Genomic DNA, 16773 nt, shown 5'->3' with positions numbered 1-16773 from the left:
CGATACTCGTGCGGTCGAACGATATGGGGAGGCGGGCCAGTTGGAGGAATCGGCGCTCGGCGGAGGCGCGATCAACGCGGTCGTACGGGTCGGCGAGACCGTACGACGCACTCCGACCCCGCCGGAACGGTCCGCCTTCGTCACCGGACTGCTCATGCTGTTCGAGCGGCGGGGGTGGTCAGGGGCACCGCGCCTCCTCGGCATGGACGAGCGGGGCCGGGAGGTGTTCCGGTACATCGAGGGCCGGGCGGCCGTCAGCCCCGGTGAGCGCTCCGCCGCCCGCACCGACGACAGCCTGGTGCGTGTCGCGCAGCTCGTCCGCGCGTTCCACGACCTGACGCACGGCACGCCGGAGGCCGGTGACCAGGACGTCGTCTGCCACAACGACCTGGCCCCCAAGAACACCGTCTACGACAGCGTGTGGCACCCGCTGGCCTTCGTGGACTGGGATCTCGCGGCTCCCGGCGAGCGTGTCCACGACGTCGCCCACGTCTGCTGGCAGTACCTGGACCTCGGCCCGGGCGTCACCGACGTGCCCGAGGCCGCCCGCCGGATCGCGCTGATCTGCGAGGCGTACGGCCTCGACGAACTCGACGGCACCGACCGGCTCCTCGACACGGTCCTGTGGTGGCAGGACCGGTGTTGGCGAGGCATCGGGGCCGGTGCCGAGCGCGGTGAGCGGGGCATGGCCGGCCTGCGGGCGAGCGGGGTCGTGGACGAGATCCGGGACGCGCATGACTGGGTGGCCGCGCACCGGCGCGAGCTGGGCGCGTTCCCGTCGTAGAAGATCGGAATGAATCGGACGAAGCCGCTCACCTTGACATGCAGGTAACTGCCTGCATAACGTTGAGTGTGCGATCCGAACATGACTCAGGGATGGACGCGGTCTTCAAGGCTCTGGCCGACGAGACCCGCAGACGTCTGCTGGACCGGCTGCACGAGGAGAACGGGCAGACGCTCGGGGAGTTGTGCGGGCGCATCGACATGACCCGTCAGTCGGTGACCCAGCATCTGGCCGTCCTGGAGGCCGCCAACCTGGTCAGCACGGTGCGGCGCGGGCGGGAGAAGCTGCACTACCTCAATCCGGTCCCGCTGCACGAGATCCAGGAGCGCTGGATCGACAAGTTCGAGCGCCCGCGACTGCGCGCACTCGGGGCCCTGAAGCGACGAGCCGAGGAAGCCATGACCGACAAGCCGACATTCGTCTACGTCACCTACATCGCGAGCACCCCTGAAAAGGTCTGGGACGCGCTCACCGACGCCGACCTGACCGCCGCCTACTGGGGCCACAGCAACGTCTCCGACTGGCAGCCGGGTTCCCGTTGGGAACACGTGCGCACGGACGGCTCCGGCATCGCCGATGTCGTCGGCACCGTCGTCGAGAGCGAGCGCCCGACCCGCCTCGTGACCACCTGGACCTCACCGGAGAACGAGGGCCAGGAGGACACGTACTCCCGCGTCACCTACGACATCCGGCGCCACGAGGACATCGTGCGCCTCACCGTCACCCACGAGGACCTCGCCGACCAGGGCGAGCTGTCCGACGTGTCCGGCGGCTGGCCGGCCGTGCTGTCCAACCTGAAGTCGGTCCTCGAAACCGGCAGCCCCCTCCCGCAGTCGCCCTGGCTGGTGCCAGGCGGCCACTGAAGGGGGGCTTCCTTCCGGGTTCCTACGGCTTGTCTCGGGGGCTGGTCTCTACGGTTTGGGAGTGCTCCGCGCCGCCGTACCGGCACACACCAGGCCCATCAGCACGGCCAGTCCGCCGATGATGACGTTGTTCAGGATGACGCCCTTGTCGGGGTTGGTGCCGACGATCCACGGCGAGACGATCATCCAGACACCCAGGGCGCTCATCGCCCAGCTGAGGCCGTACATGCGCTCCGGTGCCCTGGTGAACCCGAGGGCCAGCAGGCCGATCGCGATGCCGACGATCAGGTTGTGCGGCACGAGCGCGGGCTGGCTCGTCGTGTAGTGGAGTATCCACGGGGACACGGCGCAGTACAGACCGAGCAGGAACACCGGTCCGTCCACGAGCGCCACATCGCGTCCACCGAGCATGCGGGCGTAGCGCGCCTGCATTTCGGAGACATCAGGGTGGCTCGTTATGTCACCTCTGGTGTGCGAGACGTTGGCCATGACTCGTCTCCTTTGACTTCGCTGGCCTGACCGCGTCTGGTGCGGTATGCGGCAAAAGCCGCTTATCTCCATAGTGCTCTTATTTCGCCTTTATGTGTAGTGGTCAGCCTGTTCGTCGCCCTGGAGACGGCGTCGCAACTGGTGGAGCCCACGTCGCGCATGGCTCTTCACCGTGCCGAGCGGCCAGCCGGTGCGCCGCGCGATCTGGGTCTGGGTGAGGTCCTCGTAGTACGTCAGCCGCAGGACCCGCTGTTGGGGTGCGGGCAGTCTGGCCAGCTCGTGCAGGACGACGACGCGGTCGAGAACCGTCTCGGGCCTCGGGGCGACCGGATCGGCGAGGGCCAGTGACGAGGCTGTGGCGGCCAGGATGTGAAGGCGACGAGTGCGGGCGGACAGCGCGTCGGCGATCCTGCGTCTGGTGATGCCGACGATCCAGCCGCCGATCGTTCCGCGCTCGGGACGGAAACCCCGCCGCCCGCGCCACACCCCGAGGAACACCTGCTGCGTCACGTCCTCGGCCTCCTTGACGTCCCCCAGCGAGCGCCGCGCCAGGCTGTGCACCAGCGGCGACCAGCGGTGATAGACGGCGGCCAGACAGTCCTCGTCACCCGCCACCAGCCCCCTGGCCAACTCCTCGTCGGTGAGCGACTCCGCCGCCGGACTCGGGCGGAGGGCGCCGGTCTGCGGGCTCATGGCTACGACTCCTCGCGCGTCGGACGGCGACTGTCCGGTCATCGTGGGAGCAAGGGATCAAGGCCATCAACTCGCGTCGATTCTGCATCGTATAGTCGCTGGATGAGCGAAATGCCCGCAGGCGGAGACGCCGCGTACCCGTCAGTGGCCGAAGTGCCCCTGACGACCGGTGCGTTGGCCCGGCGGCTGGGTGTGGCGCCGACCACGCTGCGGTCCTGGGAGCGTCGCTACGGCGTCGGTCCCGCGGTCCGCGCCGAGGGGCGGCACCGGCGCTGGACCCCGCGGGACGTGGCCCTGCTGGAGGCGATGTGCCGGCTGACCTCGTCGGGCGTACCGGCGGCCGAGGCGGCGCAGGTGGCGAAGGGAGCCGCCGGTTCGCACACGGCGCCCGTGCCGGTACGGAACCGGAAGTCACAGGCCCCCGGCGCGCTGCCCCTCGGGGACGTGCGCCAGGAGTGCCGCGGCCTGGCACGCGCCGCCGTACGGCTCGACGCACCGGCCGTCGAGCGTCAACTGGCCGATGCCGTCGGCCAGTACGGCACCGTCGTCGCCTGGCAGGAGGTGATGGTGCCGACGCTGCACGCGGTGGGGCGCAAGTGGGCGTCGTCCGGGGACCGTTACGTCGAGGTGGAGCACCTGCTGTCCTGGCACGTCTCCACCGCCCTGCGTCGACACACCCCGCTTCCCGGGCCACAGGTCGACCTCTCGCCGATCGTCCTGGCCTGCGTACCCGGCGAACAACACACCCTCCCCATCGAGGCGCTCAACGCCGCACTGGGTGAACTCGGCCTGCCCACAAGGATGTTCGGCGCCGCTGTGCCTGCCGAGGCGCTCACCGCGGCGGTGCGGCGGCTGGGTCCGGCGGCCGTCGTCCTGTGGGCGCAGGCGCGTTCCGCAGCGAGCCCGTCGCTGGCCCGGCAACTCGCCGACATCCGGTGGGGAGTGAAGGGCGCCCGGCGCCAGCCCTCGGTGGCGCTGGCCGGTCCCGGCTGGTCCGGCACTTCGGTGCGGGGTGCGCTGCGGCCGGCGACGCTCGCGGATGCCGTGGACGCCCTGTCGGGGTTGTACGCGGCACGGCCCTGACCGGGGGCCTCAGTCACCTGCCCGACCTCGCCTGAACCGCGCGAGCCCGTCCGCGAGTTCGACGATCGGATCCGGATAGTCACCGAGTGCCGCACGCTCAAGTCCCCTGAGTTTCCACGGCTCGTGCACCAACGGGCCGTCCAGCTGGGCGAGTTCGGGCACCCAACGCCGGACGTACGCGCCGTCCGGGTCGTACCGCTTGGCCTGCGTGACGGGGTTGAGGACCCGGTTGGGGCGCGAGTCGGTGCCGGTGCCCGCCATCCACTGCCAGTTGAGTTGGTTGTTCGCCACATCACCGTCGACCAGCAGGTCGAGGAAGTGCCGGGCGCCGACGCGCCAGTCGACGTAGAGCGTCTTGGTGAGGAAGCTCGCCGTCAGCAGCCGTCCCCGGTTGTGCATCCAGCCCTCGTGGCGCAGTTGGCGCATCGCCGCGTCGATCAGCGGATAGCCGGTGCGGCCCTCCTTCCAGGCCGCGATGTCCTCGCGGGCCGTGCGGTCGGAGCGCCAACGGTCGTGTTTCGTACGGTAGTCGGCACCTGCGGCCGAGGGCCTGGCCGCCAGTACCTGGCGGTGGAAGTCCCGCCACGCGACCTGCCGTACGAAGGCCTCGGCGCCGGGGCCGTCCAACTGCCGTGCCCGATGGACCAGTTCGACGGGGGAGAGGGTGCCGAAGTGCAGGTGGGGTGAGAAGTGGGAGGTGGCGTCCGTGGCAAGGTCGTCGTGGACGTTCTCGTACTCGGCGATGCCGTTGCGCAGCCACCGGCTCAGCAGCCTGCGGCCCTCGGTCTCCCCGCCGGTCGCCAGGCCCGGCGACAGCCCAACGACGCTGGTACGGGTGGGGAGTTCCTCGGAACCGACACCGTCCGGGACGCACACAGTGCGCGGTGCGGCCAGCGGGGCGCGCAGGTGCTGCCCGGACCAGTGGCGGAAGTACGGGGTGAAGACCGCGAAGTGGTCCGAGGAGGCCGGGGTCACCGCGCCCGGGGCGACGGCCGTGGTCACGGTGTCGTGGACGTGCAGCCGCCGCCCCTCCGCCTCCAGTGCCCGCCGCAGCCGCTGCTCGCGCCGCCGCGCGTAGTCGCTGACGTCGGCCGCCATGTGCACCTCGTCGGCGTCCGTCTCGGCGGCCACCTTGCACACCTCGCCGACGACGTCACCGGACCGGATCACCAGACGGCCGCCCCGTTCACGCAGGCCGGCGTCGAGATCGCGCAGACAGTCGGCGAGGAACGCCAGCCGGTTGGGCGTGGCGAACCCGGCGGCCGTCACACCCCGGTCGCGCACGAACAGCGGGACCACCTGGCGGGCTTCGGCGGCGGCGCGCAGCGCGGGATGGTCGTGCAGGCGCAGGTCGGCGGTGAACAGGGCGACCGAGACGTTCATGGCGCGCACTCCGGGAGACGGGAAAGGGGGTCGTGAGGTGCTTCAGGTCCGGCGCGCCCGGCGGATGCGGTTGTCACCCGACGGGCGTACGCGCTCCGGGCGCCGTCCCACCGCCATAGTTGGTTGGCATGTCGGCGTCGATCGGGGGCAGGTGAACAGGTACGACGGTCCCCGTGGGGAGCCGAGGAACGATGCTGGAGGTGTCTGCGGACATGGGCGCGAAGGTGTTGAAGCGGTTTTCGGCGGGGGCTCCGCGCGGATCATGGCCTGCTGAGGAGTTCGCGGCCCGGCGCCGCGCCGAGGGTGAGCCCGCCAGGGTCGTCATGGACCTGAAGTCCGACGCGTTCCTCGTGGTGGTTCCGATGGGCGACGAGGACTGACCGTACGACCACCGTCTCGGGCCAGACGACTATCGCCTCAGGCGATGTCCACGGCCGCAGGCGCGCGTTCCCCTCAGTTCCCGTGCTCGCTGTCCGTCAGTTCCCGTGCTCGTCGTACGAACGCCTCGTGCAGGTCCCCGGCCGCCTGCGGTACGGAGTCCGCGCGGCGGCGGCGCAGCATCAGCAGGACGCGGGCGGTGTCGCCGGCGATCGGTCGGTAGGTGATCGCGCCGAGCCGCTCCAGCGGGTCCCCGACCACGCTGAAGTCGGGCAGGACCGTCGCCCCGAGCCCCTCCGCGACCATGAGCTTGCCCATCTCGGCGCCGTCGGTCGAGTACGCGAAGGCGGGACCTCGGCCATCGAGCAGCCGGTGGACATAGCGGTGCATCACATAGCCGGAACGCATACCGATCAGCGGTTCGGTGAGGAGGTCGTCCACACTGACGGTCGGCCGGGACGCCAGCGGGCTGTCGGGGCGCACGCACACCACCGGCAGCCCGGACAGCAGCTCGGTGGACTCGAACTCGGCCGGCATGTCGTCGCCGTCCAGGTGATTGACCAGCCCGAGATCGAACCCGCCCTCGGACAGCGCCCGGTGGATGTCGGCCTGCTGCGCGCCGACCACCTCGACCTGGGTGAGCGGATGCGAGGCGCGGAAGTCCCGTACGACGGGAAGCAGCAGCGGCACGGTCGCCGCGTTGACCGTGCCGACCCGCACCATGCGGCTGATCCGGTGCTGCTCGCCGGCCGCCGCGCGCAGCCGGTCCACCGCGTCCAGCACGTCGACGATCTTCGGCAGCAGCTCCCGGCCCTCCGCGCTCATCGTCGCGCCGGACCGTTTGCGCTCCAGGAGATCGACACCGAGCTCGCGTTCGAGATTGCGCACGGTCTCGCTCAACGCGGGCTGTGACAGGCGCAGTTCCTCGGCGGCCCGGCGCAGGGAGCCGAGCCGGGTGACGGCCGCTATGTATTCCAGCTGTTCGGTGCGCATGCCCGCAGAATGCGGCCGATTTCCCGGGCTGTTCAAGGGTTTCCCTGTCACACGTTCGTGAAATTCAATGGTCCGCGATACGAGACCGGTCGGGTTTTCCTTGACGGTCCTCGCCGACGGCTGCCACGATCGACGGCATGATGATGCGACTGGACCTCACGCGGCGACGCCATGTCGACCTCGCGCGCGTCTCCAGCGCCTCCTGTTGCACCGCGGCCTGATCCCCGTCACCTCCGTCCTGTGATCCGCCGCCTTCCTTTTCCTCCCGCCTGACATTCGCCGGAATTCGCTCCGGCCGGATTCGGCGTGCCCGAAATCGCATTCCGCAACAGGAGTTCCGCATGCCCGCAGAGCCCGTGAAATTCGCCTACTGGGTCCCCAACGTCAGCGGGGGACTCGTCACCAGCAAGATCGAGCAACGCACCGACTGGGGCTACGAGTACAACCGCGAACTCGCCGTGCTCGCCGAGAACAACGGCTTCGAGTACGCGCTCAGCCAGGTCCGCTACATGGCCAGCTACGGCGCCGAGTTCCAGCACGAGTCGACCAGCTTCAGCCTCGCCCTCCTCCTCGCCACCCAGCGCCTGAAGGTCATCGCCGCCGTCCACCCCGGGCTGTGGCACCCGGGCGTCCTCGCCAAACTCGGCGCCACCGCCGACCACTTGTCGAACGGCCGCTTCGCCGTCAACGTCGTGTCCGGCTGGTTCAAGGGCGAGTTCACCGCGCTCGGCGAGCCCTGGCTTGAGCACGACGAGCGCTACCGCCGGTCCGAGGAGTTCATCCAGGCCCTGCGCCAGATCTGGACCGAGGACCACACCGAACTCGCCGGAGACTTCTACCGGTTGCGCGACTTCTCCCTCAAGCCCAAGCCCCTCAACACCCCCGAACGACCGCACCCGGAGATCTTCCAGGGCGGCAACTCCACCGCCGCCCGCGCGATGGCCGGCCGCGTCTCCGACTGGTACTTCTCCAACGGCAAGGACTTCGACGGCGTCACCGAGCAGCTCGCCGACGTACGCCACTCGGCGGCCCAAGTCGGCCGCACCGCACCGAAGTTCGGCCTCAACGGCTTCCTCATCGCGCGGGACACCGAGGCCGAGGCCCGCGACACGCTCCGCGAGATCGTCGCCAAGGCCGACCGTGAGGCCGTCGAGGGTTTCGGGGCCGCGGTGAAGCAGGCCGGGCAGTCCTCGGCCGACGGCAAGGGCATGTGGCAGGACTCCACGTTCGAGGACCTCGTGCAGTACAACGACGGCTTCCGCACGGGACTCATCGGGACTCCGGAGCAGATCGCCGAACGGATCGTCGCCTACAAGAAGTTGGGCGTCGACCTTCTCCTGCTCGGCTTTCTGCACTACCACGAGGAGGTGGAGTACTTCGGCAAGCGGGTGCTGCCGCTGGTGCGTGAACTGGAAGCCCAACTCCCCGACGGCGAGACCGAGTCCGTCTCCGTGCACGCCTGATCGCACCCCACTGCGAAAGAGGACACCCGCATGAGCACCGTCACGCCCACCGACTGGCAGACCCGCCCGGCCCCGCGGTCCGCCCAGGACTGGATCGCCCGCGCCGCCGAGGTCGCCGCCCTCCTCGACACCGACGCCGCCGCCCGCGACCGGGCCGGCGCCACCCCGTACGCCGAGGTCCAACTCCTCAAGGACTCCGGCCTCGTCACCCTGCTCGGCCCCACGGAGCACGGCGGAGGAGGCCAGGACTGGCCCACCGCCTACCGCGTCGTCCGCGAGATCGCCCAGGCCGACGGCTCCATCGGCCAACTCCTCGGCTACCACTACCTGTGGAACTGGGCCGCCCGCCTGGTCGGCACCCGCGAACAGTGGGAGCACGTCGAGGCCGAAGCCGCCCGCAACCAGTGGTTCTTCGGCGGCGCCGTCAACCCGCGCGACAAGGACGTCACCGTCACCGAGGACGGCGACGACCTCGTCTTCACCGGCCGCAAGTCCTTCTCCACCGGCAGCAGGGTCTCCGACGTCACCGTCCTCGAAGGCGTCCTGGAAGGCACCGACCAGCACGTCTTCGCGATCGTGCCCTCCGACAGCGAGGGCCTGACCTTCCTCGACGACTGGGACAACATCGGCCAGCGCCTCACCGAGAGCGGTGGCGTCATCCTCGACGGCGTCCGCACCCCGTGGTCCTCGGCGGCCGGCTACGTCGACAGGGAATTCCGGCCGCGCACCTACAACACGCTCAACGTCCCCACCATCCAACTCGTCTTCGTCAACTTCTACTTGGGCATCGCCGCCGGCGCCCTGGAGACGGCCGCCACCTACACCCGCACCAAGGCCCGCTCCTGGCTGCACGGCGGCTACGAGCGCGCGGTCGACGAGCCCCACGTCATCGACACCTACGGCGACCTCACCGCGAAGCTCTGGGCGGTCGAGGCCCTCGCCGACACCGTCGCCGCCGAGGGACAGAAACTGCACGACGACCCCGACGCCGTCACCGAGAAGACACGCGGCGACTTCGAGGTACGCGTCGCGGCCGTCAAGGCACGCGCCACCGATGTCGCCCTGGAGATCGGCAACCGCATCTTCGAAGTCACCGGCGCCCGCTCCACCGCCGCCTCCGAGGGCCTCGACCGGTTCTGGCGCAACGTCCGCACCCACACCCTGCACGACCCCGTCGCCTACAAGCGACGCGAGGTCGGCCGCTGGGTCCTTGAGGGCGAACTGCCCGAACCCACCTGGTACTCCTGACCGAACTGCCCCGGGGCGCCTGCCAGTTGAGCGGGCGCCCCACCTCCCCGAAAGAGGACCCATGGCCACCGTCCTGTCCGTCTCCGGCAGCCCCTCCGTCTCCTCCCGCACCAACCGGCTTCTACGACACCTCGACAAGCGGCTGATCGCCCAGGGCCACGAGGTGATCCCGCTCGACGTGCGCACCATCCCCGCCGAGGCCCTGCTCGGCGCGGACTTCCGCCACCCGGCCATCGTCGAGGCCACCGAACTGTTCGCCCGCGCCGACGGAGTGGTCGTAGGCACCCCCGTCTACAAGGCCTCCTACTCCGGCGTCCTCAAGGCACTGCTCGACCTGCTCCCGCAGTACGCCCTCACCGGCAAGACCGTGCTGCCGCTCGCCACCGGTGGGTCCACCGCACATGTGCTCGCCATCGACTACGCGCTCCGCCCGGTGCTGAACTCCATGGGTGCGGCCCACATAGTCCAGGGCTGGTTCACCCTCGACAAGGACATCACCGCTCACGAGGACGGCTCGCTCACCGTCGCCCCGGCCACCACCGAGGCGCTCACGCAGGTGGTGGACCAGTTCTCGGCGGCCCTCGGCCGCACCCCGCTGCTGGCCGCGGCGAGCTGACCACCATGACCGACCGTGCGACCGCCCACGTGATCGCGGACGACGCCGAGGCCCTCGCCCTCGCCGCCGCGCTCGCCGACGAGTTCCGGGCCGGGGCCTCGGCGCGCGACACCGAACGCAGGCTCCCGCGCGCCGAGTTGGACCGTCTGTCCGGCTCCGGACTGCTCGCCGTCACCGTGCCCGCCGAACACGGCGGCGCCGACGTCAGCGCGGAGACCCTCGCCGAGATCTTCCGCCTGCTCGGCTCGGCCGACGGCAGCCTCGCCCAGATCCCGCAGAGCCACTTCGCCTACGTCAATGTGATCCGCCGTCAGGGCACCCCGGACCAGCGGAAGTTCTTCTTCGCCGAACTCCTCGCGGGCCGCCGCTTCGGCAACGCCCAGTCCGAGGCCGGCACCAAACACGTGCAGGACATCCGCACCCGCCTGATACTCCAGCCCGACGGCTCGTACCGACTGACCGGCGTCAAGCACTACTCCACCGGCGCCCTCTTCGCCGACTGGATCCCCGTCCTCGCCCGCACCGAGGACGACAACCTCCATGTCGCGTACGTCCCGAGCGACGCCGGGGGCGTCACGGTCGTCGACGACTGGGACGGAATGGGCCAGCGTACGACGGCCAGCGGCACGGTCCGCCTGGAAGCCGTCGCCGTCCCCGCCGACCGTGTCCTGCCGCACCACCTCACCTTCGGGGGACCCCAACTCCACGGCGCCGTCGCCCAGTTGCTGCACGCGGCCATCGACGCCGGGATCGCCGGGGGAGCGCTGGCCGAGGCCGCCGAGTTCGTCCGGACGAAGAGCCGCCCCTGGTTCGAGAGCGGGGTCGAGACCGCCGCCGAGGACCCGCTGCTGATCCAGCGGTTCGGTGAACTCGCCATCCAGGTAAGGGCGTCCGAGGCCCTGCTGATCCAGGCGGCCAAGGCCGTGGACGCGGCGCGCGCCGACCTCAACGACGACTCGGCGGCGGAGGCCTCCATCGCGGTCGCGGCGGCCAAGGTGCACGCGGCGCAGACCGCCGTCGAGGTGGCGGGCGCCCTGTTCGAGGTGGCGGGAACGCGCTCGGCCCTCAACTCCCTGAACCTGCACCGGCATTGGCGCGACGCCCGCACCCACACCCTGCACGATCCGGCCCGCTGGAAGATCCAGCACATCGGCCGCTACGTGCTGAGCGGCACCAGGCCACCCCGCCACGGCCTTCTCTGACCCACCCGCAGGACAGTCCAGACAGGAGCCCCCACGTGTCCCTCACCTTCCACTGGTTCCTCCCCACCAACGGGGACAGCCGCCATGTCGTGGGCGGCGGTCACGGCACCCCCGCCACCGCCTCCGGACGGGACCGGCCGCCGACGGTCGCCTACCTGAGCCAGATCGCCCGCGCGGCGGAGGACCTCGGCTTCGTGGGCGCCCTCACGCCCACCGGCGCCTGGTGCGAGGACGCGTGGCTGACCACCGCGATGGTCAGCCAGAACACCGAACGCCTGAAGTTCCTGGTCGCCTTCCGCCCCGGCTTCGTCTCACCGACGCTCGCCGCGCAGATGGCGTCCACGTTCCAGCGGCAGACCGGCGGACGTCTGCTCCTCAACGTCGTCACCGGCGGCGAGAGCCACGAGCAGCGGGCCTACGGCGACTTCCTCGACAAGGACGACCGGTACCGACGTACCGGCGAATTCCTGGAGATCGTACGGCAGTTGTGGGACGGCAAGACCGTCGATCTAGCTGGTGAGCATCTGCGCGTCGACGACGCGAAGTTGGCGCGGCTGCCCGACCCGGTGCCCGAGGTGTACTTCGGGGGATCGTCGCCGATCGCGGGGGAGATCGCCGCCAAGTACGTGGACGTGTACCTCACTTGGGGCGAGCCGCCGGCCCAGGTCGCCGAGAAGATCGCCTGGATCAGGGGGCTGGCGGCGAAGGAGGGGCGGACGCTTCGGTTCGGTATCCGGTTGCATGTCATCACGCGTGACACGTCCGCGGAGGCCTGGGCCGAGGCGAACCGGCTGCTCGAAGGGTTCGACTCCGCGACCGTGAAGTCCGTACAGGCCGGGCTCGCGCGGAGCGAGTCCGAAGGGCAGCAGCGGATGCTGGCGCTGCACGGCGGGAGCCGGGACGGGCTGGAGATCCATCCCAACCTGTGGGCCGGCATCGGGCTCGTGCGGGGTGGGGCGGGGACGGCGCTGGTCGGCAGCCACGAGGAGGTCGCCGAGCGGATCAAGGAGTACGCGGCGCTGGGGATCGAGGAGTTCGTGCTGTCCGGGTATCCGCACCTGGAGGAGGCGTACTGGTTCGGGGAGGGCGTGCTGCCGAGGCTGGCGGCGGAGGGGGTGTGGCAGCACCCTGTCGGTGAGCAAAAGGCTTCTGCGGCACAGGTGCCGTTCGCCAGTTGACGGGCGCCGGGTGCCGGATGAGCGTGGCTGCTCGCGGTTACGGTTCAACTCCGCGCCGTTTGAACGCCGTTGCGAGGTTCGGCGGGCGCGTGGTCAGAACCAGTGCAGGCAGTGCGGGGAGCGGTCGGCGCGGAAGAGGGCGTCGGCCAGGGCGGCCGCGCCCGGGCGGTGAGCCTGGATGTGGCCGGCCCGCACGAGCGTGCTCGGGGCGGTGCCGCCGAGGTAGACCGAGCCCAGATCGCACACGTCCAGGGACAGGTCGGGCTCCCGGCCCGTCGGCACGCAGTCGGCCTTGCCGTCCCGGACGGTCAGCAGGTAGCGGCCGTGGTCGTCCAGGAACGGGTCGTCGACGGCGAGGACGAGTTCGCCGTCCGTGGACCAGTCGCGCGCGGTCAGCGCGCGCGGGACGTCCAGCAGCCGTACCCAGAGCCAGTCCGTGTCGCCGCCCACCTCGCCGGCGCGGAAGTCCGCGAGCTGCCAGCGCAGCGGGTGCTGGGGCGGGACGTGTTTGAACACGACCTGAGAGACCAGGTCGTGTTCGAGGACGAACCGGGCCAGGGCCGTGAAGACGGCGTCATCGGTGGCGATGGTCTCGTCGACCGTCAGGGTCTTGCCCTCACCGATCGAGTAGCTGGCGTACCCGTCCGGGACGCCGTCGGTGTTCCGGTGGACGGCCACGTATCGCGGTGCCGGCGAGATCGGGGGCTGCCCCGCGCGCAGGGCCCACCAGCGGTGCGGCCGGGACAGCGCGCCGGGCTGGGCGCGGCGGTACCCGTCGTAGACCTCTTCGAGGATCTCGCCGCACTCGGCGCGACGCAGTACTTCGACCGAGCCGTTGTCCTGGCCGGTCGCCGGTGCGTCGGCCGTTCCGTGCGCCCGGGGAACGGCGCGGGCGGCCTTGTGGCGCGGCACCGTCAGCCGTGCCGTGTAGGTCGCCGGTCCGTAGCCGAACCTGCCGTAGATCGTGGCCTCGGAGGCCAGCAGCACGGAGAGGACCTCTCCGCGGGCCCGCAGTTCGGTGAGCTGATGCCGCATCATCGCGCTGAGCACGCCCTGGCGCCGGTGCGAGGGCAGGACGCCGACGGCGGTCACCCCGGGGGCCGGGACGAGGGTCCCACCGGGCAGGGTGAGTTCGAAGGGGTACGTGGCCGCGGTGCCGACGGGCCGCCCGTCCGCGGTCAGGGCGAGCAGACAGCGGTCCATTTCGAGCGCCGACCACCACAGCCCGCCACCCTCGACCGGGGTTTCAGGGAAGAGCCCGAACGCGGCGTGGACCGTGTCGACGAAGACGTCAAGATCCTCGTCGGTCGTGGGACGGATCTCCATCGCTGCCGCTGCCTCCCCGGATACCGGCACCACCACCCGTGGTGTCTCGCCACAGTGCAGCGTCGCCCGGGGACCAGGTCAAGCGAATTACGGCCGGTCACGACACCCCGTGAAGACCGGGCGCCGTTCGTCTCAGGCGGCAGAGTCGGCCAGTGCCTTCAAGTGGGCCCGTCTCGACTCCGCCGTCTGGCCCTGAACCAGGAGGAACAGGGCTTCCCGTGCGAGGAGTTGAGCCTTGCTCGTCAAGGACAGCGATCTGCCGCCTCCGGCCACCACGGCGGCCGTGGTCGCCGTCATGAGCACCTCGTACGCCTGTGTCCTGAGCGCCAGCCGTTCCTCCAGGTGCTCGTGCGGAACGGGGTGGTCGGCCAGGGCGTAGGCCTGCTTGCGCACGTCGTCCAGGCGGGTGCGGATCGGACCCGCCTGCTTGTCGTCCAGGAGAGCGAGGGCTGCCGCCGCGATGCCGAAGACCGCCGGTGACGCGTTCGTCGGTTTGGGGCGGTCGGTCTTCGCCCAGTCCGCGTACGGTGTCCGCAAGGCCACCGCCTCCTCCGGCAGCCACAGGCCGTCCAGCTCCAGCGACACCGTGCGGGACGCGGTGAGTGCGGCCAGCCGCATCGGGGCGGACGGCCGTAGCCCCTTCTGTTCCCGCGCCTCCGTGAACGCGAACAACGCCTCGTCCGCGTCCGTCACCCCCGCGAGCAGCATCACGTCGTTCAGACCCCAGCCCGTGTACCAGGGCACCGTCCCGTCGAAGCGCCAGCCGCCCCGCTCCCGCGTGACCCGTACCGGGATCCGGGGGTACGCCCGCAGGTGCGCGTACGCCACCCCGGACATCAGCTCGCCTCGCGCGAGCGGTCCCAACAGGCTCTCCCGTACCGGCAGTTCGCTCTTCGCCAGGGTCATGACCGGTGTGTGGTGCTGGGTCTGTACGAACCAGGTCGAGCAGCATGCCCCGGCCAGGATTTCTGCCGTCTCCCTCGCCACCGCGCCGGGGGCCGCCGAGCCGCCGTAGGCCACAGGGGCGCTCACGCCCAGCAGGCCGGAGCGTTTGATCGCCTCGATGTGGCTCGCCGGGACGCCCTCCTGGTCGACCTGTTCGGCGTGTGGGGCGAGGAGGTCGTCCGCGAGGTGTCGGGCGCGGGTTACGAGGAAGTGGGAGGTCATGCGGGAGATTCTGCCGATCGGGCGGGTCGGGCACGCGCGACGCTCCGGCCCGTGTCGTAGGACGCGGGCCGGAGCGGTGGGAACGCGGGGGTCAGTCCGCCGAGCGTACGGCGGGCATCGCCAGGTCGACCGGGGCCGTGGCGCCGGGGGCACTCTTGCAGGAGTCGTGGCAGTCCTTCTCCAGGCTGCAGCACAGGGAGCAGATCGGGCCGGAGTGGAAGGGGCAGTTCGCCACGTCGGGACGTTCGAAGTCCGTTGTGCAGACGGTGCAGTTGAGGATGACCGCCGAGGGGAGTCCGTCCGCGTCGAGGAGCGGCTCCTCCAGGTCGTCGAGGCGGGCGATGTAGTACTTGCCCTTGGTGAGGTACGCGAACAGGGGCGAGAGCACCATCGCCAGGAACAGGGCGATGAAGGGGGAGTACGCCTTGGCGTAGTCGCCGAACGCGTTGAAGTACGCGGCGATGGAGACCGCCGACGCGATGAGCATCGAGCCGAAGCCGACCGGGTTGAAGTTGTACAGGTGGGCGCGCTTGAACTCGATGTAGGACGGGCTGAGTTTGAGCGGCTTGTTGATGACGAGGTCGGCGACGACCGCGCCGATCCAGGCGATGGCGACATTGGAGTAGAAGCCGAGGACCGTGTTGAGGAAGCCGAAGACGCCGCCCTCCATCAGGGCCAGCGCGATGCCGACGTTGAGGAAGATGTAGACCACGCGGCCCGGGTGACGGTGTGTCAGACGGGAGAAGAAGTTCGACCAGGACAGCGAACCGGAGTACGCGTTCGTCGAGTTGATCTTCACCTGGGACAGGATCACGAAGAACGTGGCGAGGCCCAGGGCGACCGGAGCGGCGAAGGTCTTGAAGCCGTGCACGTACTGCTGGATGGGCTCGTTGGCCTTGGCCAGTCCCACGCTGCCGGCGATGTAGAAGGCGAGGAACGCGCCGCCCATCTGCTTCGCCGCACCGAGAACGACCCAGCCCGGACCCGCCGAGAGAACCGCGCCCCACCACTTCTTCGCGTTCTCGGGGGTCTTGTCGGGCATGAAGCGCAGGTAGTCGACCTGCTCACCGATCTGCGCGATGAGCGAGAGGGCCACGCCCGCACCCGCGCCGACACCGAGCATGCTGATGCTGGAACCGGTGGGGGAGTTGCCCGCGAAGTGCGTGAACTGCGAGAACTTGCCGGGCTCTTGGATCGCGATGGACACGAACGGCGCGACCATCAGCACCAGCCACACCGGCTGGGTCCACACCTGCATCTTGGAGAGCGCGGTCATGCCGTAGATCACCAGCGGCAGGATGATCAGCGAGCAGATCAAGTAGCCGACGGCCAGGGGGATATGGAGGCCCAGGTCCAATGCCTGCGCCATGATCGAGCCTTCGAGGGCGAAGAAGATGAAGGTGAAGCTGGCGTAGATGACCGACGTGAGGGTCGAGCCGAGGTAGCCGAAGCCCGCGCCCCGGGTCAACAGGTCCATGTCGATGGAGTACTTGGCGGAGTAGTACGAGATCGGGATGCCGGTGAGGAAGATCGTCACCGCTGCCGCCAGGATCGCCACCATGGCGCTGGAGAAGCCGTTCGAGATCGCGATGGAACCGCCGATGGCGAAGTCGGCGAGGTACGCGATGCCGCCCAGGGCGGTGGTGGCCACCACGTAGGGCGTCCAGCGGCGGAAGGACTTCGGCGCGTAGCGCAGCGAGTAGTCCTCCAGTGTGTCGTTCTTCGCCCAGTCGTTGTAGGTCCGTCCGGCAGCCGTTGCCGGCGCCTCTTTGTCGACGATCTCCGTCACGACACTTCCCTCTTCCACGGGTGTGGGTCATCTCCCGGACGGCCCGGGGGAGTTGGACGGAAGAGTCACGCCGAATTGTTTCCCGACCGTTTCGCCTGCTTTAAATGGAAGGGCTTTC

Annotated in this window: 17 protein-coding genes; 10 read left to right on the top strand and 7 right to left on the bottom strand. The window is 70.0% G+C overall.

Features of this window, described 5'->3' with window-relative positions; genetic code table 11:
* Window positions 1-40 precede the first annotated feature (40 nt).
* Window positions 41-784, top strand: a complete 744-nt coding sequence (locus OG496_RS05905; protein ID WP_405969880.1) for a phosphotransferase — start codon at window positions 41-43, stop codon at window positions 782-784.
* Window positions 785-876: 92 nt separating this feature from the next.
* Complete coding sequence (locus tag OG496_RS05900) at window positions 877-1647, top strand: metalloregulator ArsR/SmtB family transcription factor (RefSeq protein WP_366492285.1); 771 nt, start codon at window positions 877-879, stop codon at window positions 1645-1647.
* Window positions 1648-1695: 48 nt separating this feature from the next.
* Here the strand turns inward: OG496_RS05900 and OG496_RS05895 are convergent, their stop codons facing one another.
* A complete protein-coding gene (locus OG496_RS05895) occupies window positions 1696-2136 on the bottom strand; it encodes an SPW repeat protein (RefSeq protein WP_327406318.1) in 441 nt (146 codons plus the stop codon).
* Window positions 2137-2226: 90 nt separating this feature from the next.
* Window positions 2227-2829: a sigma-70 family RNA polymerase sigma factor gene (locus OG496_RS05890; RefSeq protein ID WP_366492286.1), complete on the bottom strand. Its 603-nt coding sequence runs from the start codon at window positions 2827-2829 to the stop codon at window positions 2227-2229.
* Between the two features lie 102 nt (window positions 2830-2931).
* Between OG496_RS05890 and OG496_RS05885 the strand changes: the two genes are divergently transcribed.
* Window positions 2932-3912 carry a MerR family transcriptional regulator gene (locus OG496_RS05885; RefSeq protein WP_405969879.1) on the top strand — a complete coding sequence of 327 codons (981 nt, stop codon included), beginning with the start codon at window positions 2932-2934 and terminating at the stop codon, window positions 3910-3912.
* Between the two features lie 9 nt (window positions 3913-3921).
* Here the strand turns inward: OG496_RS05885 and OG496_RS05880 are convergent, their stop codons facing one another.
* Window positions 3922-5295 carry a cryptochrome/photolyase family protein gene (locus OG496_RS05880; protein WP_405969878.1) on the bottom strand — a complete coding sequence of 458 codons (1374 nt, stop codon included), beginning with the start codon at window positions 5293-5295 and terminating at the stop codon, window positions 3922-3924.
* Window positions 5296-5486: 191 nt separating this feature from the next.
* Here OG496_RS05880 and OG496_RS05875 point away from each other — a divergent pair, with 191 nt between their 5' ends.
* Entirely contained in the window at window positions 5487-5675 is a 189-nt protein-coding gene (locus OG496_RS05875) for a hypothetical protein (RefSeq protein WP_033280720.1), read from the top strand.
* A 73-nt stretch (window positions 5676-5748) separates the two neighbouring features.
* On the opposite strand, the gene OG496_RS05870 is transcribed toward OG496_RS05875, so the two are convergent.
* Entirely contained in the window at window positions 5749-6666 is a 918-nt protein-coding gene (locus OG496_RS05870; RefSeq protein ID WP_399388692.1) for a LysR family transcriptional regulator, read from the bottom strand.
* Between the two features lie 137 nt (window positions 6667-6803).
* On the opposite strand from OG496_RS05870, the gene OG496_RS05865 reads away from it, so the two are divergent.
* The 6 genes from OG496_RS05865 to OG496_RS05840 all read left to right on the top strand — a co-directional run bounded on the left by OG496_RS05865 (window position 6804) and on the right by OG496_RS05840 (window position 12373).
* On the top strand, window positions 6804-6887 hold the full coding sequence (locus OG496_RS05865; RefSeq protein ID WP_351305882.1) for a putative leader peptide: 84 nt from the start codon (window positions 6804-6806) through the stop codon (window positions 6885-6887).
* Window positions 6888-7007: 120 nt separating this feature from the next.
* Entirely contained in the window at window positions 7008-8129 is a 1122-nt protein-coding gene (gene sfnG / locus OG496_RS05860) for a dimethylsulfone monooxygenase SfnG (protein ID WP_327406322.1), read from the top strand.
* A gap of 30 nt (window positions 8130-8159) precedes the next feature.
* A complete protein-coding gene (locus OG496_RS05855) occupies window positions 8160-9377 on the top strand; it encodes an acyl-CoA dehydrogenase family protein (protein ID WP_405969877.1) in 1218 nt (405 codons plus the stop codon).
* 61 nt (window positions 9378-9438) lie between these two features.
* Complete coding sequence (gene ssuE / locus OG496_RS05850; RefSeq protein WP_200709625.1) at window positions 9439-9993, top strand: NADPH-dependent FMN reductase; 555 nt, start codon at window positions 9439-9441, stop codon at window positions 9991-9993.
* A gap of 5 nt (window positions 9994-9998) precedes the next feature.
* A complete protein-coding gene (locus OG496_RS05845) occupies window positions 9999-11195 on the top strand; it encodes an SfnB family sulfur acquisition oxidoreductase (protein ID WP_405969876.1) in 1197 nt (398 codons plus the stop codon).
* A 35-nt stretch (window positions 11196-11230) separates the two neighbouring features.
* On the top strand, window positions 11231-12373 hold the full coding sequence (locus tag OG496_RS05840) for an LLM class flavin-dependent oxidoreductase (protein WP_366492293.1): 1143 nt from the start codon (window positions 11231-11233) through the stop codon (window positions 12371-12373).
* Between the two features lie 93 nt (window positions 12374-12466).
* Here OG496_RS05840 and OG496_RS05835 read toward each other — a convergent pair whose 3' ends face one another.
* From OG496_RS05835 to OG496_RS05825, 3 genes are all read right to left on the bottom strand, one after another.
* Window positions 12467-13699, bottom strand: coding sequence for a GNAT family N-acetyltransferase (locus tag OG496_RS05835; protein ID WP_405969875.1), 1233 nt, complete (start codon window positions 13697-13699; stop codon window positions 12467-12469).
* A 132-nt stretch (window positions 13700-13831) separates the two neighbouring features.
* Window positions 13832-14866, bottom strand: a complete 1035-nt coding sequence (locus OG496_RS05830; protein WP_405969874.1) for an acyl-CoA dehydrogenase family protein — start codon at window positions 14864-14866, stop codon at window positions 13832-13834.
* 91 nt (window positions 14867-14957) lie between these two features.
* Window positions 14958-16655, bottom strand: coding sequence for a hypothetical protein (locus OG496_RS05825; protein WP_366492296.1), 1698 nt, complete (start codon window positions 16653-16655; stop codon window positions 14958-14960).
* Between the last annotated feature and the right edge of the window lie 118 nt (window positions 16656-16773).

This window comes from Streptomyces sp. NBC_00988 (assembly GCF_045162645.1).
Lineage (GTDB): Bacteria > Actinomycetota > Actinomycetes > Streptomycetales > Streptomycetaceae > Streptomyces.
This window is presented reverse-complemented; position numbering and strand designations above follow the sequence as displayed.

What these genes read in the sequence shown, in the direction of transcription:
- OG496_RS05900 (WP_366492285.1), top strand. Translation starts at nt 877, where the DNA reads ATGGACGCGGTCTTCAAGGCTCTGGCCGACGAGACCCGCAGACGTCTG.
- OG496_RS05895 (WP_327406318.1), bottom strand. Translation starts at nt 2,136, where the DNA reads ATGGCCAACGTCTCGCACACCAGAGGTGACATAACGAGCCACCCTGAT.
- OG496_RS05890 (WP_366492286.1), bottom strand. Translation starts at nt 2,829, where the DNA reads ATGAGCCCGCAGACCGGCGCCCTCCGCCCGAGTCCGGCGGCGGAGTCG.
- OG496_RS05885 (WP_405969879.1), top strand. Translation starts at nt 2,932, where the DNA reads ATGAGCGAAATGCCCGCAGGCGGAGACGCCGCGTACCCGTCAGTGGCC.
- OG496_RS05880 (WP_405969878.1), bottom strand. Translation starts at nt 5,295, where the DNA reads ATGAACGTCTCGGTCGCCCTGTTCACCGCCGACCTGCGCCTGCACGAC.
- OG496_RS05875 (WP_033280720.1), top strand. Translation starts at nt 5,487, where the DNA reads ATGCTGGAGGTGTCTGCGGACATGGGCGCGAAGGTGTTGAAGCGGTTT.
- OG496_RS05870 (WP_399388692.1), bottom strand. Translation starts at nt 6,666, where the DNA reads ATGCGCACCGAACAGCTGGAATACATAGCGGCCGTCACCCGGCTCGGC.
- OG496_RS05865 (WP_351305882.1), top strand. Translation starts at nt 6,804, where the DNA reads ATGATGATGCGACTGGACCTCACGCGGCGACGCCATGTCGACCTCGCG.
- sfnG (WP_327406322.1), top strand. Translation starts at nt 7,008, where the DNA reads ATGCCCGCAGAGCCCGTGAAATTCGCCTACTGGGTCCCCAACGTCAGC.
- OG496_RS05855 (WP_405969877.1), top strand. Translation starts at nt 8,160, where the DNA reads ATGAGCACCGTCACGCCCACCGACTGGCAGACCCGCCCGGCCCCGCGG.
- ssuE (WP_200709625.1), top strand. Translation starts at nt 9,439, where the DNA reads ATGGCCACCGTCCTGTCCGTCTCCGGCAGCCCCTCCGTCTCCTCCCGC.
- OG496_RS05845 (WP_405969876.1), top strand. Translation starts at nt 9,999, where the DNA reads ATGACCGACCGTGCGACCGCCCACGTGATCGCGGACGACGCCGAGGCC.
- OG496_RS05835 (WP_405969875.1), bottom strand. Translation starts at nt 13,699, where the DNA reads ATGGAGATCCGTCCCACGACCGACGAGGATCTTGACGTCTTCGTCGAC.
- OG496_RS05830 (WP_405969874.1), bottom strand. Translation starts at nt 14,866, where the DNA reads ATGACCTCCCACTTCCTCGTAACCCGCGCCCGACACCTCGCGGACGAC.